General features: G+C 63.3%; 13 protein-coding genes. 10 read left to right on the top strand and 3 right to left on the bottom strand.

What is annotated here, in order from left to right:
- Positions 1 to 414 precede the first annotated feature (414 nt).
- On the top strand, positions 415 to 1,026 hold the full coding sequence (locus ACH2CY_RS25675) for a hypothetical protein (protein WP_395022707.1): 612 nt from the start codon (positions 415 to 417) through the stop codon (positions 1,024 to 1,026).
- A gap of 488 nt (positions 1,027 to 1,514) precedes the next feature.
- Here ACH2CY_RS25675 and ACH2CY_RS25670 read toward each other — a convergent pair whose 3' ends face one another.
- Positions 1,515 to 2,372 carry a UDP-3-O-acyl-N-acetylglucosamine deacetylase gene (locus ACH2CY_RS25670; protein ID WP_395022705.1) on the bottom strand — a complete coding sequence of 286 codons (858 nt, stop codon included), beginning with the start codon at positions 2,370 to 2,372 and terminating at the stop codon, positions 1,515 to 1,517.
- A 107-nt stretch (positions 2,373 to 2,479) separates the two neighbouring features.
- Here ACH2CY_RS25670 and ACH2CY_RS25665 point away from each other — a divergent pair, with 107 nt between their 5' ends.
- From ACH2CY_RS25665 to ACH2CY_RS25645, 5 genes are all read left to right on the top strand, one after another.
- The gene (locus ACH2CY_RS25665) at positions 2,480 to 3,538 is read left to right on the top strand and encodes a phytanoyl-CoA dioxygenase family protein (RefSeq protein ID WP_395022704.1); all 1,059 of its coding nucleotides are present in this window, start codon (positions 2,480 to 2,482) and stop codon (positions 3,536 to 3,538) included.
- 98 nt (positions 3,539 to 3,636) lie between these two features.
- Positions 3,637 to 4,599, top strand: coding sequence for a sulfotransferase family protein (locus ACH2CY_RS25660; RefSeq protein ID WP_395022703.1), 963 nt, complete (start codon positions 3,637 to 3,639; stop codon positions 4,597 to 4,599).
- Positions 4,600 to 4,697: 98 nt separating this feature from the next.
- Positions 4,698 to 5,834 (top strand): class I SAM-dependent methyltransferase, encoded by a 1,137-nt coding sequence (locus ACH2CY_RS25655; RefSeq protein ID WP_395022702.1) that lies wholly within the window; start codon positions 4,698 to 4,700, stop codon positions 5,832 to 5,834.
- Positions 5,835 to 5,883: 49 nt separating this feature from the next.
- Positions 5,884 to 8,406 carry a hypothetical protein gene (locus tag ACH2CY_RS25650; RefSeq protein ID WP_395022701.1) on the top strand — a complete coding sequence of 841 codons (2,523 nt, stop codon included), beginning with the start codon at positions 5,884 to 5,886 and terminating at the stop codon, positions 8,404 to 8,406.
- Between the two features lie 22 nt (positions 8,407 to 8,428).
- Positions 8,429 to 9,640, top strand: coding sequence for a glycosyltransferase (locus ACH2CY_RS25645; RefSeq protein ID WP_395022712.1), 1,212 nt, complete (start codon positions 8,429 to 8,431; stop codon positions 9,638 to 9,640).
- On the opposite strand, the gene ACH2CY_RS25640 is transcribed toward ACH2CY_RS25645, so the two are convergent.
- Complete coding sequence (locus ACH2CY_RS25640; protein ID WP_395022700.1) at positions 9,637 to 12,084, bottom strand: hypothetical protein; 2,448 nt, start codon at positions 12,082 to 12,084, stop codon at positions 9,637 to 9,639. The genes ACH2CY_RS25645 and ACH2CY_RS25640 overlap by 4 nt on opposite strands.
- A gap of 312 nt (positions 12,085 to 12,396) precedes the next feature.
- Here ACH2CY_RS25640 and ACH2CY_RS25635 point away from each other — a divergent pair, with 312 nt between their 5' ends.
- The 4 genes from ACH2CY_RS25635 to ACH2CY_RS25620 all read left to right on the top strand — a co-directional run bounded on the left by ACH2CY_RS25635 (position 12,397) and on the right by ACH2CY_RS25620 (position 18,022).
- Positions 12,397 to 13,641 carry a glycosyltransferase gene (locus ACH2CY_RS25635; RefSeq protein ID WP_395022699.1) on the top strand — a complete coding sequence of 415 codons (1,245 nt, stop codon included), beginning with the start codon at positions 12,397 to 12,399 and terminating at the stop codon, positions 13,639 to 13,641.
- Positions 13,642 to 13,938: 297 nt separating this feature from the next.
- Positions 13,939 to 16,122, top strand: a complete 2,184-nt coding sequence (locus ACH2CY_RS25630) for an ABC transporter permease (protein WP_395022698.1) — start codon at positions 13,939 to 13,941, stop codon at positions 16,120 to 16,122.
- Positions 16,119 to 16,775: an ABC transporter ATP-binding protein gene (locus ACH2CY_RS25625; RefSeq protein WP_395022697.1), complete on the top strand. Its 657-nt coding sequence runs from the start codon at positions 16,119 to 16,121 to the stop codon at positions 16,773 to 16,775. Before ACH2CY_RS25630 ends, ACH2CY_RS25625 begins: the two co-directional genes overlap by 4 nt.
- On the top strand, positions 16,772 to 18,022 hold the full coding sequence (locus ACH2CY_RS25620; protein WP_395022696.1) for a hypothetical protein: 1,251 nt from the start codon (positions 16,772 to 16,774) through the stop codon (positions 18,020 to 18,022). Before ACH2CY_RS25625 ends, ACH2CY_RS25620 begins: the two co-directional genes overlap by 4 nt.
- A 60-nt stretch (positions 18,023 to 18,082) precedes the next feature.
- Here ACH2CY_RS25620 and ACH2CY_RS25615 read toward each other — a convergent pair whose 3' ends face one another.
- A complete protein-coding gene (locus ACH2CY_RS25615) occupies positions 18,083 to 19,387 on the bottom strand; it encodes a glycosyltransferase family 4 protein (RefSeq protein ID WP_395022695.1) in 1,305 nt (434 codons plus the stop codon).
- Positions 19,388 to 19,389 lie beyond the last annotated feature (2 nt).

The following is a 19,389-nucleotide window of genomic DNA, read 5'->3' as shown; positions in this document are numbered from 1 at the left end:
ATGCGCTACGATCTCGGCTTCATCGATCTGGAGCAAAAGACCCTGCAACCCACAGACAACCCGTTTGGCCCCGGGTTGTAACCCATGTCTCCAGTACGACCTGTTACCTATGTGTCCGGTCCGGACACCCCGGAGAATGGTGGGCGCAGTAGGACTCGAACCTACGACCCGCTGATTAAGAGTTACGTGGACTTGCTTTGATTTCAGCGCAGTTTAACAAATTCAGCCCCTTTTTCATACCATAGAATATCAAGGGTTTAGCTGCGTTCTGTAAAACCAAAGGGCGCCGCGACCGGAGGCTTCTTAAATTTCTAATGGCCATTTCCCAGCCCTGGCGAAGTGTCGGTAGACCCAAATACATATAACGTGACAGTCGGGTTGACTCTCGCACCAGCTTGCGCTCAAGCGGCCACCGTGACCATGAAGGTCACTGGATCGATGTCGTCCGGATTCGATTATTTCAACTTCTTCGGTTTGGGTGCGGGCGCCGATCTGACAGGTGAAGCGTTCGAGATTGTCACGGTCGTCGACACCGACGCAGGTCAGAACAAGACTTCGATCCCGGGAACGCTCGACCAGCAATATGGTGGGATCTCTGCGGTTCTGACGATCAATGGCAGCGACGTCAGCTGGGGCGGGTCTTATCCTTTAACCTATGCGCTGGCGACTATCGGAGGTTACTCATTCACCGCCGGCGTTCCCACAAACTCAAATTATTACGGCCCCTTGGACCTGGTATTTTCGGGACCAATCAACCCTTCGCTCGCGGCCCTTCAGAATATCGACTGCGCGAGCAGCTATGTTTGCGCCGGCAATTTCACTGTGTCTGACACCGTGAATATGTCGTTTGGCACGTTCGACATCGCCAATGTGACAACGGCCGTAACGCCGATCCCCGCAGCATTGCCGTTGTTCATCTCGGCGCTTGGTGGTATCGGGTTCGCAGCTATCTCGCGCACCAAGGTTGACTTCGTGAACCTGCTCTTGGTTGTCTGCTTTGCGCCGATTGTGTTGAAAAACTCCTAGTCGCGGCCACGTGCTCATGATTCCGTAGCCTGAGGATTGTAGCTGGGGATCGGGCGATGATGGGTGAGCGGCGGGTAGCGCAAGATAGCTTGTTCTACGAGTTCAGCCTTGAAGGACACATTCCGGCCAGCCATCTGCTGCGGTCGATCGATCGATTTGTCGATCTGACGGGTCACCACCCTATTTAATTCATTGATATAACTTGATAAGTGGCGGAAAAAGCTATTTGGCCTCCCCAACAGGAGTCGGGCGTTACCCCGTATCTGCCAGCACGGTGAAAACCTGGCTAGAAATCTGAAAGTTAAGGCTGCCACCTGGCTTGTGATCTGGTCCGAGAGCGGACCTTCCGGCTCCCTGGCATGCCGTGAAGGCCTGGTTGCCGAGGGATTCTCAGCTCCGCTTTCGAAACTGCTCCTGGTTCACGTTGCTGCTGGTGAGCATGTGGATCAGCGTGGACTAGGCGTCAGTGGCGATCCTAGTGGAACGCCCTACTTGCTTGCCAGGGTGCCGGGTGCTGCGAACAGAGCCTCCAGCGCGGCGCGGATGAAGGTGTGCCGAGTGCCGTAGATGGCGATCGCGCCCAGCAACGGTGCACCCGCCAGGGCAAGGTCGCCTACCGCGTCGAGAACGCGGTGGCGCACCAGTTCGTCCGAGGCCGGCATATCGCTCGGATTGATCGGATGTCTACCAACCATGACCAGCGCGGTTCGCAACGATCCGCCGCGCAAGAGCGGCGGGCTGCGGAAGCGGCCGAAGGTGCATCCCACCAGGGCTTCCGGCAGAAAGCCGAAGGTGCGCGCCGACACCACCTGATCGCGCAGCACCTCAGGGCTCAGCGGACCTTCCCAGCGCAGGCGGCCGAAATTGGGGAACGAAACGGTCAACGCCAGGGTGGCCTGCGCCGCCGGTCCGATCCGGAAGGCCGATCCGTCTCGCTTGAACGAGAACGGCTTCAGCACCCGCAGCCGGCGCCGCGGCCGCTCCTGCTCCACCGCGCCCGCCTGATCGATGAGCGCCAGCAACGGTGCCGCGCTGCCGTCGCAGATCGGGACCTCGTCGCCATCGAGGATGACTTCGGCGTTGTCGATTCCCGCCGTGACGAAAGCGGCCAACAAGTGCTCAACGGTGCGAACGACAGTTCCGTCGGGCATGCGCAATGTGCTGCAAAGCGGCGACGCCACGGCGTTGCGCCAATGGGCGGCGACGGCGATGGCACCCCGTCGGAAGACGATGCCGCTGTCGGGCGGACTCGGCACCAGCGTCATGGCGGTGTTGCGACCGCCATGCAGCGTGATACCCTGCAACCTCACTTCGCGCGCCAGCGTATGTTGCAACTGATCACTCATATGGTCTCCACTGCCGGCATGCTCCGGCGCAGCGTATATCAGACACGGCAACCCGTGGCAGGGGGATTTGCCCGGCCCTCGGCACGGGTTCGGACCGGAGATCGGCGTTGAGAGCCACGATTACCGACATCGTCAGCACGCCGCTTTGGCTTGCGCAGCTGGTTACCGGCGCGAAATCCTTCCGCGACAACCCGGTCATGGGCAGTCGACGCCTCAACCAGATGGGCCTCCACGCGTTTCGCCGCCGGACCGCTGACCGGATGGCTGCGCATCGCCGACGCGGACTTGCGCGCCTGCTCAGCACCGCCGAGCGGCAAGCCTTCGATGAACAGGGTTTTGTGGTGCGGCGGCACGCACTGGAGGAAGGGCTGTTTCGCGCCTTGCGGCGCCAAGCCGAAGATCTGAAGGTTGTCGCCCGTGAGATGCGACAAGGCGGCACGGTCACCCGACGGATCGGTCTCGACCGGAACCTGCTGATGACCTGGCCGGCCGCGCGCGCCGTGGTGGAAGACCCTTCCATCCGCGGCCTCATTCACTACGCAGGTTCCTATGCCGGCGAGCCGACCTACCAGATCCAGTCGGTGATGGCCGCCGCGGGGCCGAACGGCGACGATCCGCAGACGCAGTTCCACTCCGATACCTTCCATCCCACCGCCAAGGCCTGGCTGTTTCTCGACGACGTGGCCGAGGATGGCGGGCCGCTCGCCTATATTCCCGGATCGCATCGCCTGAACGCGGCGCGGCTTGAATGGGAACGCGAACAGAGCCTGACGGCGCGAGTCTCGCGCGACCGGATGCATGCCGAGGGTTCTTTCCGGATCTCCGACAGCGACCGCGCCGCGCTCGGCCTGGCGGCCCCAGTCTGCATGTCCGTTCCCGCGAACACGCTGGTCGTCGCAGACACGTCCGGATTTCACGCGCGGTCACCGAGTCTCAGGCCGTCCCATCGCGTGGAGATCTACGCAACATTCCGCCGAAGCCCCTTCCTGCCTTGGGTCGGCGGGCATCTCCTCGCGCTTCCCTTCGTCTCGGGTCGTCACGCGGCAATCGAGATGGGGCTGCAGCGGCTGTTTGCCTCCGCCAGGTTCGGTCGCGGATCATGGACGATCATCGACGGCGTATCACCGTACGATCCGCCGACCATCATCGCACCGGCAGCACCCTGACGCGGATGTGGAGTGACTTGGAGAAGGCTATACTATACGACCTTGGGAACGGGGTAAACGCAGCTTCAGGTCCCGCTATGGGAGTACAATCGCGAAACATGGGTGCCGAAACACAAGCTCTGGCGAATATCGCGGAACTGCTCCAGATTTCGTGGAAGACACGAAAGAATGCGCGGCGCGCGAATCCTCTCATCGTTGTCGGCGCTCCTCGATCCGGCACGACATTGATGACGGCGCTTCTCACGAATCTTCCGGGCGCCATGAAGATGATCCCGGAGGCGTCATTCCTTGTCCCGATCCTGGAGACCTACCGCAAATGCCTATTGCTTGACGAACGCAACGACCGGGCCTTCTTCGGCGGACCCGCCGGCGTGCGGCGGCACTTCAGCAACTGCATCAACGGAATCGTTTCCGAGATCAGGACGCAGAACGGCGGCGAGTTTGCCGTCTTGAAGGCACCAATCCTGTCGAAATTTGTCGGCGACATACTCGCCCTGCTTCCGGACGCGCAGGTCATCTGCATGGTGCGGCATCCGGTTGCCGTAATGCGATCCATGCGCAGCTGGGGGCAGAAGGCGGCGGCGGCGGGCCGCGATCACGCTTATGCGTCGGCGACGAATGCAGAAATCTACGCCTTGATCAGATCGTACTACTCAAGCCCGCTCGCGATCCGCGACCGATTGATCGCAGACAGGCTTCTGTTCGTTCGTTTCGAGGATCTGGTGATGAGATCGCCAGCCGTGGTGCAGGACGTCCTGGCACTGAGCGGGCGTCCCAATGCGGACCTCGATTTCAGCGATCCTTACCGGAACTCGACGATCGATTTCAGCGCCGTGGTCGATGAGCGCGCCGATGCCGTCACCGAGTTCTTCGGCGCGCCGGTCGATCCCGGACGAGCCGAGCAGCCAGTCAACTACGCCGACGCCGAGATTGCGGAGGCGAATGCCGGCTGTCCCCAGCTGCTGCCCTACTTCTACCGGGACTGGCGTGGGCAAACCGCGCAGACCGCCCCCACCGGCAGTTCGATTCCGGCAGCCATTCGTGGCGCAAGCAGCAAGTAACCTGTCCTTTGCGTTGAAATTCAAAGGGGTGAACGCTAAGTTTCGCCCCGGTCGGCGTCCGGACGGACGGACGCCACGGCGAATGTGAAGAGGCAATTTTGAGTCGCGTCGAGATAATTGGGCATCAGCGGCTGGATTACCGGGGTGTTGTCGATCGCGTGTCAGCCTGCGCCGGTCGCGTTGATGAAGGCGATGTCACAATCCGCCATGCCATGGCGGGCATCCTGAAGCCAGCGCCCGGCTATCGGCATCTTTACGCGGATACCCAGCCCGGAACGACCGATATCGTCGTCCTTTCGGAATTCCCCATTCTTTACAGCAACGATTTCACAGCTGCGTGGCTCGGCCACCTGCTGAAGGATGCACCGGGCGGGCGACTCTGGTTCGAGTCGCGGCGCCAGAAATCGTCCGACCCCTTTCGAACCGAGTTCAGCCTGCAGCAATTCGCGAAGTCGCTGCCAAGCCTGCGGGAGAAGCGCAAAGGGTCGTGGACCTCGTTCGAGGGCGGTCCGGGATTGGCCGAGGATCTCGAATCGCTCCGCTCGATCTACGCCAGCTTTCACAACGGCTTCCAGGCCTTCGCCGCAAAGCTCGCGGAGATTCTCGGACCGAGTGAAGGAAGCCTGAAGGCTGCGGAGAGCACCTACAAATATTCGATATTCGGCGCCAATCAGAAGAGTCACATCTCGAGCTGCATCCTGCGCTCTCATGGGCTCGGCGGGCGGCATCGCGGACTGGACGTCGGCGGCGGTTACGGCTTCTTCGCCGCCGAGATGGCGGCCAATGGCGACACCTATGAGGTGATCGACTACGACCGGAAGAAGGCCGAGATCGTCGGTCCGTGGCTGGCTGAACGCACCGGACTCGCCAGCCGCCTCGCCTTCCGCACCGTTTCGATCGAGCAGGTGCCGCAACTGCCGCGATCCCAGCACTACGACGTGATCTCGTTCTTCGGCAGCATGCTCTATGCGGACCGGAGCGCGGTTCCCGCCACGCTGAAAGCCTGCATGGACATGCTGTGCCCAGGCGGCGTGCTACTGGTCCACGAGAATGTCCGAGAAGGGGGCAAGCCGGAGAGCGTCGATTACATGAAGATGTTTCCGGCCGACGAGCTGCGCAGCTTGCTGCGGCAAAATGCCGGCGAGCCGACCTGTTATTCCATGTTCTCCGGCGAAGTCGTGCCGTGGGAGCAGGCGGCGCGCTCGCTGGTCATGGCCGCGGTCCGCAAGAACTGACCCGGATAGAAGGCTCGATTGGTTGACGATGGGCGGGTCTAGACAGAGCATGCTGTTCGTGCGTCCCGCGCCGGAAGTCCAGCGCGAGGTTTATCGCGTCGAGGGCGTGCCGCACTGGTCCGCGGGCTTCGGACAGATACTGGAGAAACACGGCTTCGTCGCTTTCGATGAAGCCGATCACCATATCCTGGAAGATGCCGATCGCCTCGCGGGCTACGAGCTCGCGATCGTCAGCTGGATGCCCGAGCGCTTCTGGACTGCGGCCATGGTGACCGGCCTTTCGGGCTTCGCGGGCGCCGTCATTCTTGAAGGCCCCGTTCCGACGGCCCTACGCGCTTTCGCTGGATTCGAGGTGATAGAGGAAGGGAGTCTCGACCGGCCGGTAATGACCTTCCCGGACCCCGAGATCGCCGCCGAGATCACCGAGGGGTTTCTGCGCGTCCGTCCGGCGAGCAACGCGACGCTCGCGGAGAAGAATGTCAAGACGCGGCAAAGCCGGCTCAACCGCTGGGACTACGATTTCGATCCGGAGCGCATGGGTCTCCAGGATTGGGCACGCCGCATCGCGCGATTGATGCGCCTGACCGTAATCAATCGGCTGATGAAGGACCAATTCAGCGCCAACCTCGAGGATTGCCTGTTTGCCGCGGCGAACCTTCTGCTCTTCCTTAAAAAGGGCGGCCAACTCTCCGAGCCGGATCGGGCCGCGCTTGTGGACTTCGTTGCCGCCCTTCGCGTGCGGGTGGATCAAGCGCCTCACCCGCTCATCTTCGGGCGCAAGCGCCATGACGACACGCATCGACTGTCGGCCGCGGTCGCCAAACTCGCCGGCCAAGTCGGCCTGCCGTTGTCGCCCGGTCGCGATACACCGGACCTCGGCTCGCGAAACCTCACGAAAGCCGAGCGTCTCGGCCTGGCGCTGCTGGAACAGGAGGCCGGCATCCCAGGGGCTCAGTCCGCCGGGCTTTCCCGGGGCAGTGCTTTGGATCCGCGACATTGGGGATTGTCGCCCAAATCGAGCATGGTGCTCGACATCGCCATCTCGTCCTGGGCATCCCGCATTTCCGGCGCGCGCGAAGCCGCGGACGAGATGCTCCTGGAGATTGTCCGCGACGCGCTGGACCCCGAGACCGGCCGTCTCCGGTCCACGCTCACGCGGTCTGGCCATTCCGCGCCGGCAGGCTCCTCAGCAACGACCCATCCCCTGATCGGCCTCGCCTTCATGTCGGCGCTCGCCAGTCCCGCCGAGGCGCCACCACTCGGCGAGAGTTTCGCGCTGCGCTACGGCGACGCCCGGCTGGCCAAGTGGTCGCGCCTCGGACTTGAGATCCAGCGGGTGAAATCTGTTCGCGAGCGGACCGACGTCCTTCTCGGCCTGGAGGCCGAAAGCTCAGCGGCCGGCGACGCGCAACGATATGTCGGCGGGTGCCACCGCGCGAACGTCATCGCCTACTCCTTCCCGATCCTCGCGACCATTGTCTCCTACCATCACTTCGAGCCGCTCGCGGCGCCGTTCACCGACTGCGACTCGTCCACCGCCATCTTGCTGGAGCCCGTCTTCTTCCTGGCGCTCGAGCGGCTGGCGGCGGCGACGGCGGCGCCGCTGCTGCGGGTCGAACCTTGGCCCGCGGGCAAGCAGTATTGCCTGACGATCCGCCACGACGTGGACCGGCTGCCGACGACCGAGCATCTTGCGTCGCTCATGGCGTTCGAGAAGAGCCGCGGCCTCGGGGTCACTTGGTTCTGGATCTTCAATCGTCTGGATCCCGATCAGATCCACCTGCAAGAACGCGCAGGTCATGAGATCGCGCTGCATTCCATGAAGGTGGACGACAAGTCCTCCGAGCTGAAGCGCCTCGCGGCGACCCTTTCCATCCAATCCGGCATCTACGGCGAGTGTCAGCATGGTGGCGGGGGCGGCGATTACTGGCTCGGCCATCCCAACGTGGAGACCAGCCACGAGAGCGGCCTGCTCTACAGCGAAAGCAACAGCTGTCTTTACGATTTCCCGCACCGCTGGTCCTGGGTGGACGACCAGGGCTGCTTGCGGTTTTACGACATCATCTGCATGTCGCACGATCTCAGCGTGGACCGGCCGCGGCCTTCCCCGGAACATACCGGCTGGAACAGCCCGCGCCTGAAATGCATGGTGCGCAATTCCGGCCATATCATGGTGCTCAACCACCCGGACGCCTTTCTCGACCGCCTCATGGAGATCGTCGACGAGGAGCTTCCGGCCGAGGGGCGGCTGGATTGGAACTGCCGGCAGGTTGCGGAATGGTGGCGCGCCACCCATTGCCGGGAGCACGTCGGCGCGCGTTTGGGAGCAACGGGCGTCGAATTGCGGCCTCGTTGCCCGGCCGAGAGTGTCGTCATCTCGATCGCGGGGTTGAAGGAAGAAGGCCGTCTTCCGGCAACATTCTGCGAGATCGAAGGTCGCACGACGCGCGTCGGCCTGCACTATCGACGCTTCGTCGTGAATCTCGTGCCGGCATCGGGAGAAGTTGGCCATCAGATGCACCGCGTCGATCCGAGCGGCAGAAATGGAGTACTCGAAGCAACGGTCGAGTGACTGAGCGGGGATGGGCGTGAACATGCCGTGGAATTTCAAATCAATCCTGAGGAGAGAGAAAAAGGCGGCCGCGAAACCGGCAGCCATTCGGCCTGAAGACAGTGTCAAGAATCCGGCGGCCCTGTTGAATCCGGTCCGGATGACGGTCAACCTGGCGCGAGATGCCGTTCGCAAGTCCACCATGTTGCAGGCGGACGCCTACGTTCCGCACGGCGTCCAGCCGCTGCTCGCAGCGGCGGAGCTGCGGCGTGTCTATGGCGGTCAGATGCTTCCGGACATGATCGAGATTCCGTCCTTCAGGCATCGTGCTGTGCCGGTCGCCTGGGCGCCCGAAGTGCTGACTTTGCTGGATTCGGCATTCGCGGAATTGCTACGCGATGCGAAAGCGATCATCACCGTCGGACATACGCTCGGGGACCAGCTGCACCAGTATTGCAGCGACGTGGTCGTCATCGAGAACTTTCGCGACTGGCATGCGGTCCCGAGGTCAAATCGGCTTCGAGAGCAATTGAACCTGGACGACAAGCAGAAGATTGCAGTTTCCGTTGGGACGGTCGCTTCCGGTTGCGAGTCCGTCATCGAAGGCTTGTCGCGACTGCCGTCCAATGTTCATCTCGTCTTCGTGGGCACGTTCGCTCCGGCATCCTACGAACAGTGCCTGCGCGAAGCGGTTGCGGCCCTCGGGTTGGAACCGCGCGTCCACTTCCTGCAGCCGATTCCCTATGGCGATCTGTCCGCGTTTACAGCCAGTGCGGATTTCGGCGTCATCATCCGCGACCCGGCAATCCTGAATAACTACGTCTCCTTGCCCAACCGGGTGTTCGACTACGTCGCCTCGGGCCTGCCGCTCTGTGCGCCGCAGATTCCGGATATCGCCAAGATCATCAACACCTATCGGATCGGGACCGTCGTCACCGACCTCAGCCCGGCAGGTTGGTCGGCGGCGTTCAGCGAAATGAGCGACCGCAGCGCCGAGATGCGCGGCAGCGCTGAGATCGCGAATGATGCGCTGACCTGGGCCGAGAAGCGGCAGGACATCGAAGCTCTGTTCAAGGACTTCCGCACCGTTTGCTTCATCGGGGTGAACGATCTTACCCGGAACAATCGGACGATGCGCTTCGCGAAGACGCTCGCCGAGCTCGGGAAATCGGTCAAGATCGCCTGCCGCGCGCCGGCGAATATCGACCGTGCCGCGCGTCTGGGCGCCATGGTGATCCCGCTTTCGATCGACTAGCGATCAGGAAGCGCGGCCCACACTGTGCAGAGGCCTTGCTGCGATCTTCCGGGTGCGACGTCGGTATCACGCCAGCGGACTCGCGCCGGCGTCTGTGCTTTGAGGGACAGCCGCAGTCGGATCTCCCCCTCCCTGCCGTGGTCCAGCATCGCATCGGACGCGAGCTTGCCGTCGACTTCGATCTGCCGGCCGGTCGCGGGCAAGATCAGCGCCAGATCGACGACGTCCTCGACCGCGGTCAGCACCAGGGCATCGCCCTCCCATTTCCAGGTGAGCTGGCCGAGCTGGTGCGTTCGCCGCCGCCAATCGGCAATCTGCCGCCCCGTCCAGTTCAGGCGACCCTTCGCTGGAAGCTCTCCGACTGTCATCTGCAGCCGGTCGAAGTTTATGTCGGGATGATTCAGCAGGACGACGGCCAAGCCGCGGCTCGCCCATTCCTTCATGTAAGCCAGCTTGCTGATCAACCCGCCCTTCCGGTCGCCGGTCGCGGAGAGGTTGTCAGTCGTGCCGCTTTGCGTGATGCCCATACATCCTCGCCGCAGGGTGACGCTTCCGTCGGCTTCGAGCCACGGATATGCGGCATAGGGAAACAGGAACATGTTCGGCGCGAACTCGGAATACGACAAGTTCGCCCGGATTGAGGCCGCGACCGAGGGAGCGCCCAGCCAATAGTCGGCGGCCGTGCCGTGGTATGCCTCGCCAACAACTTCAACGCCGGTTTCCCGAGCAATGGCTCGACACTCTTCGGCCTTTTCGAGCGAGCGAACCGAGTGGAGCGCGACTTCGTGGCCCGCCGCGTGCTGCGCCAACATCTTATCCCGATCGAGCCGCCACGGCAGCCAGCACCAGGTGACGCCCAAAGCCTGGTCCCGGTGAAACTGCATCAGACGCTCGAAGGCCGCCGGGTCCGGAATGCGGTCGACATCATGCCTGATGTTGAGCGCGTAGTCGAAGCCCCACGGCCATGGCGCCAAGCGCGGCACCGGCCGCGGCGATTGTCGCATGAGCCGCTCCAGGCAAAGCACCAGAAGCTCTTCCGCGCCCATGAAGCCCGCTGACGATGCAACGTCGTAAGCTTCCGGAAGCGGGCCCATCGTGTGATAATGCGTGATCCACGACAGCAGAGGAAAGCTGGTCAAGGTGCAGTGGCCTCGCTGCAGCACGGCCGGCTCCGCGCTTGCCGCGAACGCGGCGACCACGTCCCAGCCGCCGGCATCCAGCCTTTGATGCAGCAGGGGCGCGCGATCCCAAACGTCCCGTTGTCGCGGCGTGAATCCGGTCCGGGACAGGGTCCCGAAATGCGGCATCTCGATCGGGCCGCTGATGCGCGCGAGGGCCTGTGCGACATGGGGGTGCGAGACGATGCCGTCCTCGACGAAAAACTTGCCGTCCCGGATCCCGCCGGCCCTGAAGCCGCCAGCCTGCGGGCTGTAGAAGCGGTCGCGCAAATCGAGAAAGACGGAGTTCCTGGCCGCCTCGCTGCCCACGGGCATGTTTGCCACGGCGAGCAGAAGATTGGGGATGTTGATCCTGGGAAAGACCTGCGCAAGCCGATCATCGTGCGAGAGGTCCGGACTGCGCTCAACCGCGCTCACCAGCCGTTCCGCCTTCAGCTTTGCCTGCTCATCCTCAGGCAGCACGGGATCGTCGCCCTCGAGGCGGGCCCGCAGCGGCTCCAGTCGTGTCCGCTCTGCTGCGGTCAGCGACCGGGCCGCGAGGCGCGCAAGCGCCGCCTGAACTGCTCTTGTGATGAAGGCTCGCGCCAGATCGGCATGGCGCCCGTCCCCAAGCTTGGCCTGGATCAGCTGCAGGCTGTGCGCCATGCTGAGATCGAGCGCGATGTCTTCAAACAGATGGCCATGTCGCTCGAACCGTCTCTTGAACACCTGCAGGATGCTGATCAGCATGGAAGCGGCGGCTTCGGCGGGATCGGAGGCCTGCATCGCCTTGTGCCGGGCGCCGATGAAGTCGAACTCCATCTCCCGCATCACGACGGCCTTGTCTTCGAGCACGAGCTGCTTCGGATCGGGTCCGAGCAGGGCCGGGCTCCGCCGCCCGAGCTCGCTTCGGATATCGGCATCGATCAGGTCGAGCGCGGGACTGCCCGGAAGCCGAACGGCGTCTCCAGCCGCCGGGACGCCGAACCGGTTCAAGAGCTCCGGATTGGCCGGACCTTCGATCAGGACCGGCCGTCCGGCAGCTTGGAGCCACCGCGCCTGTTCCTCGGTCGGGCCGCCGTCGCCGTGCCAGGCGACGATCACCAAGTCGTATCTCGAAACGTCGGCAACGCCCTTCAGCTCCGCCAGCGATCTGACGTCGATGCTCAGCCAGCCGCGCTTTTCCAGAACGGCGGCAAAGGCCGCCGACCAATTGGCCATACCCCAGCGCTCGACCGTGGCCGTCTGCTGGATCTGCTCTGGCACGACAAGGAGGATGCTGTTCATGATGGTCGTCGGCAGGGCGTAAGAGGTAAGCTCATCGCAAGATCCGTACGAAGTCGCAGCGAAAGTCGCCTCGCGGCGCCCCCGGTAGCATAAAGCCGCTGAAATCCACAACTCGATGAACCTTTCCTCAGACAGCTATTTGCCGTTAATATCAGTCGCCGCGCAAGCCATGCCGCGGCTCCTCGAAATTGGGAATGCAGAGGGGCGTCACCGGGCGCCGTCAGCAGTCATGACAGACCCTGAATGATTGGCGCCGTTCGCCGGGCATTCGCCCGCCTCAACCCCGGCAGCCGATACCGGAGCCTCGGCTCCATGGCGGATGCCCTCGCGCATCGCACGGTGCTGATCGTCCAGCCGAGCGGGATCCGGAATCGGGCACGGGTGCTGAAGGTGGCGAAAACGCTGCTGGAGAGCGGCCGCACGGTCGTGTTCTTCACGAAATTGCCCGTGGGGAGCGGCTTCACCGATGTTCGCGTGGATCGGGTCTTGGATTGCCCCGTCCTGCAGTTTCCCGATGCGCATGACTTTCTCGCGCCGGCCCGCACCCGCATTCCGGCGGTCAATTGGCTTCTCATGGTCCAGTATCTGCACGCGACCATGTGGCATTACGCGCGCGCCATCCGCCCGGACGTGATCCACACGTTCGGCGCCGCGGCGATCGGCATCGGCGACGATTTTCGCAGGCGCCTGCGCTCGGAAGGCTGCGCGGCGAGCTGGGTCCACGATTATCTCGAATATACGCGTGGCCACGCCTTCATCGACGATCGCCGGCAAGGCGGCAAAGAAGATACCGCCTGGCATGAAACGGTGGTCAAATACGAAACAGAGCATGCGGGACGCGAAGACCACGCCTTCACGGTTTCGCCGCAGCTGGCGACGGCTCTGGCGCGGGACTATGGACTGGCGCACGAACCGACAGTCCTGCTCAATGCGCCGCGGCTCGGTGACTTCGAAGCGGGCTCACAGCGGACGATACGGAAGAAACTGCGGCTCGGTCCGGACGTACCCCTCATCGTCTACTCAGGAGGTGTCACACCCCTGCGCGGCGTCGATGCCTTGACCTGCGCGATCGGCCGAATGCCGGATGTCCATCTCGCGCTCATCACCAATTCGCAAACCGAGTACACTGAGTCTTTAGTAGGTGCCGCTCGAACCGGAGGTTGGGCTCAGCGGCTGCATCTCGTGGGCTATGTCGAGCCGGATGCCGTGCCAACTTTCCTGCAGGACGCGACGGCCGGCGTTCATCCCCTCTCCCACTACGGGAATGCCGAAGTGGCACTCCCCAACAAGCTGTTCGACTACCTGCATGCTCGTCTTCCGGTCGTGGTGAGCGACGTCGGCGCAATGGCGGGGTTCGTAACGGGACACCAGCTCGGTGAAGTCTTCCCCGCCGGAAACGTGGATGCCCTGGTCGATGCCCTGCGACGGGTGATCGCTGCGCGCGAGCCCATCGTTAGCCGGATCGCCCGCGACGACCACCTTCTGGCCGAAAATGCCTGGGAGTCCCAGGAAGCCGCCCTAGTCGAAGTCTATGACCGTCTCTCCGGCGCCGGGTGACGCGAAGAAGGGGCCGGAAGGCCTTTCGCTTCGTTGTGGCAGCGGGGTCTGCCGCGGCACCAATCCTTTAACGATTCCCGGTGACAATCCCTCCGCCTTGCCAGTATGTCATGGTACTGGCAGGACACCGACTCGGCGCGCGTCGAAAGCGCCCGCCAAAGCAACGCCAAGCCGAAAATAGTAGCATTTTGAGGCGCTTGCGGGATTCTGGCAATCTACTTATAGTAATCTCTGCTGGGAGATTGAACGGGCTAACCTATGACGCCACCGCAGACCCTTGCCCTCCCAGGGGAAGAGATGGCTCCGCAGCTCAAAGCGCTCAGAGCATTGCTGCGCGCCCGCCGGCTGGCCGAAGCGGAAGCCTACCTCTGCGATCCTGAGAACCCGCTCCCGCCCTATTGGCGATTGATCGGGCTGAGCATCAGCTCATTGCTGAGCCGCGATCGGGGACGGGCAGCAGAATGCCTCACCGGTCTCGAGGTGCCGGTTGAAGACGTTGTCGCGCGAGCGATGCTGGGGCGTTGCCTCGCTATGGCACGCCGCCCCGATCTGGCGTTGCCTCACCTCATGGCTACAGTTGCGGCTGCGCAGGACACCTATCGCTGGTACTGGCGCATCGGCCGCACCGCCATGGCCGCACGACGGGCTGGAGACGCAGTTTCGGCATATACCGCGGCACTGGCGATCCGACCAAGCTGCCTGCGGACTATGCTGAGCAAGGGAAAAGCCGAGTTCGAGGCCGGTGCGAGGCCTGCGACCATCAAGACAATGCAAGCCGTCCTGAAGGATTGGCCGGACTGCGTCGAAGCGATCGGCTATGTCGGCTTCGCCACGGTTTTCGTGGGTCGGTTGATGGATGCAGAAGCGGCAGTGCGTCACGCTCTGTCAATTCAGCCCAACTGGTTCGAAGGCCGGGTCCGCCTCGCTGATCTGCTTATGCGGGCGCTGCGCTTCGGAGAGTCGCACGACCTGCTCCTTAAGTTAAAGGAAGAGTACCCGAAAAGCGCTTGGGTTCGTTACTACTACGGGCTGGCGGCCAACTCGGTCATGGCGGACAACCTTCAACTGGTTGACGTTCACAACGCCTTGCTGGACCTGGAACGGAGCAATGAAGGCTTCAATTTCCTACCCGGAGGCATAGGGACCGGCTGGTATTTGCTCAGCCGCGCATACACGATCATCGGCGCCGTGCGCAAGGCAGTGATACCGCTCAAGCGGGCCATCGTCTGTGCTCCGACCAACGCCACCTACCGCCAACAGCTCGCCCTTCTTCTGTTCGAGCTCGGTAAACCGAAGCTGGGGCTGCGCATTGCCGCGACAGCCCGTCCTTGGGGGCGACAGGAGGACGCACGGGCACACCTGATCACCGGCCTCGCCGCGCTGGTGCTGCACGGCGATAGCGTGACCGCGCTGGCCGAATTTGAGCGTGCCGCGCGCACCGATCCGATGAGCGCTGAAGCCTTCGTCGCGATCGGCAGAGTACATTTCGCGATGGGGAACCTGGAAGAAGCGGAGGGCGCTTTCGCGACCGCCGCGCGGATCAATCCGCGCGTCCGCGGCCTGCCGGAAGCGACGCATAGGCTCGAGCTGTCACTTGGCCGGCACATCGATCCCAGCGCCGGTCTCGGCCAGCTGATCTCCTATTCCGTTCCACCGGAGTTTCGGCTTCAGCTCGACGACCCAAAGCTGATCCAGGCCCATCCGTTCCGCGATGGCCTTCAGGCGCATCTTCGCGCCGTCCAGGGCATCGTCCGGCGCGAGATGCTGGCGCGCTACGGGCGCAATCAGCTGGGATACGCGTGGGCGCTGATCCAGCCGCTGCTCTATGTCGCGGTCTTCGAGATTCTTTTCCTGGTGATGCAGAAGCCCATGCCGTTGGGCGTCACGCTGGAGCAGTTTCTGATCACCGGCATCGTTCCAGTGGTCTGCTTCTTCATGAATGTCGAAGCCAAGGTCACCGTCGCCATCAACGCGCACAAGGACCTGCTCTACTACCGCGAAGTCACGACGCTCAACATCATGGTGGCGGCGTGGTTCCTGGAAATCCTGACCGCCGTCGCGGTGACCTTGATCATCCTGTTCGGGCTCTATCTCTGCGGCCAGGAGATGGTGATTCGCGACCCGCTTCAGGTGATGGCGGCCGCCCTCGGCATCAGCATGATTGCGGCCGTGTTGGGCGGCATCTTCGGCGTGATCTCGCTGCGCTATCCCGGAGCGATGTTCATCGGGCAGGCGCTGAACCGGACGATCTTCATCCTGTCGGGCGCGTTCTACTACGCCAATGAGTTGCCGCCGCAGCTCCGCGAATACATCATGTACAACCCGCTGTTCCACTACGTCGAGCTGATCCGCGAAGGCTTCTTCGCCTCGTATCGGGCCGTCTATGCGTCGTGGGAATACCCCCTGCTGTTCATCATCCCCGGCCTGCTGCTGCTGCTCATGTCGGATCGGGTATACCGTCGCCACGTGTTCGCCACATGATTCACCTCATCAACGCATCGAAGGCTTATCGCACCGCGGCGGGATACAGGGTCGTGCTGCACCCGACCTCGCTCTCAATCCCGAGCCACAAATCGGTGGCGATCCTGGGGCGCAACGGAGCGGGAAAATCGACGCTGCTGAAGATGATTGCCGGCGTGGAGATGCCGAACAGCGGCCGCATCGTCAGCACCGGCTCGGTCTCCTGGCCGGTCGGCCTCTCCGGCGGCGCAAGCAGCAACATGACCGGCCGGCAGAACGCACGGTTCGTCGCCCACTTGAACGGCGCGGACGAGGACATGATCGACGAGTTCGTCGAGGACTTCGCGGAGCTCGGCCCCTATTACGACGAACTGGTCTCGACCTACAGCTCGGGCATGCGCTCGCGCCTCAATTTCGGCGTCAGCTTCGCGATCGATTTCGAATGCTATCTGATCGACGAGGCGACATCGGCGGGCGATCAGTGGTTTCGCGACAAATGCCTGCGACTGTTCGAGGAGCGTCGCTCGCGCTCCGGCATGCTGATGGTTTCGCACAATCCGCAAACCATAGCCCAGTATTGCGATATGGCCATGGTTCTGTATGACGGGCACCTGGTGCCATTCACCAACCTCGACGAGGCAGTCAACTTCTATTGCTATGGATCCAGCCGGTGAAACTTCTCGATCTTGCGCGCGCCCTCATTCCCTCTAGACAGAAGCCGCTCGAAGCCGCGGGGCAGCGTAGCGACGTTCCAGCACTGCGGGGGTCGGGCACCGGCTCAAGCATCGGGGTCGTCGCAGCCGACCACTATCGGACGCGGCAGCAGAAGCGCAGCCGTCGCACCAAGCAGGCATTCCTGCTCTTCGTCATCGCCCCCACCTTAGCCGCAGCCGTGTATTTCGGGGTCTTCGCTTCGGACCGCTATGTCTCGCAGGTCCAGTTGGTCGTCCTTGGGGACAGCATGGATGTGGGCAGCAGCAACCCCTTGCTGAGCCTTATCGCGCCGGGTTCGGTTAGTCCGTCGGGAACGATCATGCTGTACAACTATCTCCAGTCCCAGGAGATGGTCGAGAATCTCGACAAGACCATCGGCCTGCGGCAGCGCTACGCGACAGCCGATGCAGATTTCTTCTCACGCATGCGCAGCGACGCCGCGATGGAGGACTTCTACGAATACTACCTGACGCGCGTCACCGTCACGGTCGAGCCAAACAGCCCGGTGCTGACCGTTACGACTGAGGCCTTCACCCCGAAGGACGCCCAGGCCATTTCCCAAGGGTTGCTTACCATCAGCGAGCAAACGCTCAACAAGCTCCTTTCGAAGCGGCAGAACGACACGATCGAATTCGCCCGCACCGAGGTTGCCACCGCAGAGAAGCGGTTGGTGGAAGTGCAGAAGCGGATCACCACGTATCGCATGCAGCACAGCGAGATCGACCCCATTCAGGCCGCCGACGCCGTGGGCTCGGCTGTGGGCGACCTCACCAAGCAGCTGATGATCGCCCGGGCCAAGCTCAGCACGATGCAGACCTACCTCAAGGCCAGCAATTCCCAGGTCAAGCTGCAGAAGGCGGAGGTGAAAAGTCTCGAGGAGCAACTCGCCGCCGCCCGCAAGACCCTGGCGGGAAAGAGCGGCAGCACCTACGCGGCGCTGGTGTCGGAATTTGAAACCCTCAAGTCGGAAGAGGAGCTGGCCCAGGAAGGATATGCGAAGTCGCTTGAGTTCCTGGCAGTCGCGCGTGGCGATGCCCAGCGCCAGCATGCCTACGTGATGGGGCTGGTGAGCCCGACACTGCCCGAGAAATCCACGGAACCGCGCCGGGTTCGCATGATCGTGACAGTGTTCATCGTCAGCATGCTCTGCTTCGGTATCGCGCTGCTGGGCGTGACGGCGATCCGTGAGCACGGCGGCGCGGCATAGGCCAAACCTTGGGTATCTCGTCGGCCGCGGGCGCCCCGGCCCCCATCGGCGGAACGATCCTCATCCGCGGCGGTTCTCCTGCTGCCCCAAGGATTCGATCAACTCGACGTAGGCAATCTGCTCGCGGTCCCAGCTGAGCTGATGCGCCGCGGCAAGGACACGGGCTTTGAGATCGCCCTGCCGCAACAGGTCCAGCACCTCGGCTATCGCGGCCGCCGCAGCGCGCGGATTGTTCTCGTCGAATACCACGCCTATTCCATGGTGGTCGACCAGGGCGGCGATCTCGCCAACGCGGGAAACAGCGAGCGGCAAACCCGCCGCCACCATTTCGAAGAAGCGGTTGGGCAGACTGAGACTCAGATTGTCGGTCACTGGCTGGCGCGGAATGATTCCCATATCAGCACCGGATGCGTAGCCGATGACTTCCGACGCCGGCTGCAGTGGCGGGAGATGCAGCCGCCCGCCCGCCCCGGCAGCAGCGGCGATACTGCGGAGGCGCTCGCCGCCGGCCCCGTCAGTGCCCTGCCCCAGAATGGCCAGATGAACGTGCGCCGGGAGATGACGCAAGGCCTCGACGATGACTTCCACGCCCTCCCCCGCCCGCACGCTGTTCAGCGCCAGCACGAGCTGCGCTGCGCCATCCAGGCCGAGGTCGCGTCGGATCCGCGCATCCGGAGCCAGGTGCGGCTGGCGGCAGTTTCTGACGACGAGCGGAGCTGCAATGCGGAATCGCCGCGTGATTTCAGCGGCAAGCGTTCCGCCGACCGTCAGCCATTGATCTGCGGTCCGGGCGATTTCCTGCTCCCGCGCGATCTCAGCGAGGCGCAGTGCGCGTTGGTCGGCCGGCGCCGGGAGGGAATCGCGATCGAACGGCAGCTCGACGGCGTCGAACACGAGTCTACCGCCGCATTGCTCGCGGATCGCCGCGGCGGCGATCAAAGCCTTGTCAAAGTGCGCTTGGACAACATCGAAGCGCCGGCCGCGGCAGAGCTTCGCCGCCTGCAAACCGAATTGCTGGCAGCGGAGCTGGCCGAAGCGTCCGCCAAGGGCCGCAGCCAGCCGAACCGGCCCGCCCGCGGCCTGCCCAAGAATCGACCCGGCCAACGCCACCGCTACCGCCAAGGCCGCACCGACTTTGGGAACGCCGGTTGCCGCGAAATCGGCACGGTCGCCGACCAGTCGCGGATCCGGCGGGGCAAATGAAACGACGGTGACCGCGTGTCCGCGCGCGGCCAGCGCATGCGCCTGGCGTGCGACCCGGGTGTTCGATGTCAGGTCCTTGTAGGCGACGATGCAGACAGAAAGGGCGCGCCGCCCCGACTGCAGGCGCGCCGTTTGAGGGGGCGAACCCGTTCCGGCAACCACAC

The sequence above is a fragment of the Dongia sp. genome, from assembly GCF_041905885.1.
Taxonomy (GTDB): domain Bacteria; phylum Pseudomonadota; class Alphaproteobacteria; order Dongiales; family Dongiaceae; genus Dongia.
The sequence above is the reverse complement of the archived record's forward strand: the minus strand, read 5'-3'. Positions and strand labels throughout refer to the sequence as shown.

Excerpts from the sequence above, each read along its gene's own strand:
- ACH2CY_RS25670 (WP_395022705.1), bottom strand. The coding sequence starts at position 2,372 with ATGAGTGATCAGTTGCAACATACGCTGGCGCGCGAAGTGAGGTTGCAG.
- ACH2CY_RS25660 (WP_395022703.1), top strand. The coding sequence starts at position 3,637 with ATGGGTGCCGAAACACAAGCTCTGGCGAATATCGCGGAACTGCTCCAG.
- ACH2CY_RS25650 (WP_395022701.1), top strand. The coding sequence starts at position 5,884 with ATGCTGTTCGTGCGTCCCGCGCCGGAAGTCCAGCGCGAGGTTTATCGC.
- ACH2CY_RS25645 (WP_395022712.1), top strand. The coding sequence starts at position 8,429 with ATGCCGTGGAATTTCAAATCAATCCTGAGGAGAGAGAAAAAGGCGGCC.
- ACH2CY_RS25640 (WP_395022700.1), bottom strand. The coding sequence starts at position 12,084 with ATGAACAGCATCCTCCTTGTCGTGCCAGAGCAGATCCAGCAGACGGCC.
- ACH2CY_RS25635 (WP_395022699.1), top strand. The coding sequence starts at position 12,397 with ATGGCGGATGCCCTCGCGCATCGCACGGTGCTGATCGTCCAGCCGAGC.
- ACH2CY_RS25630 (WP_395022698.1), top strand. The coding sequence starts at position 13,939 with ATGGCTCCGCAGCTCAAAGCGCTCAGAGCATTGCTGCGCGCCCGCCGG.
- ACH2CY_RS25625 (WP_395022697.1), top strand. The coding sequence starts at position 16,119 with ATGATTCACCTCATCAACGCATCGAAGGCTTATCGCACCGCGGCGGGA.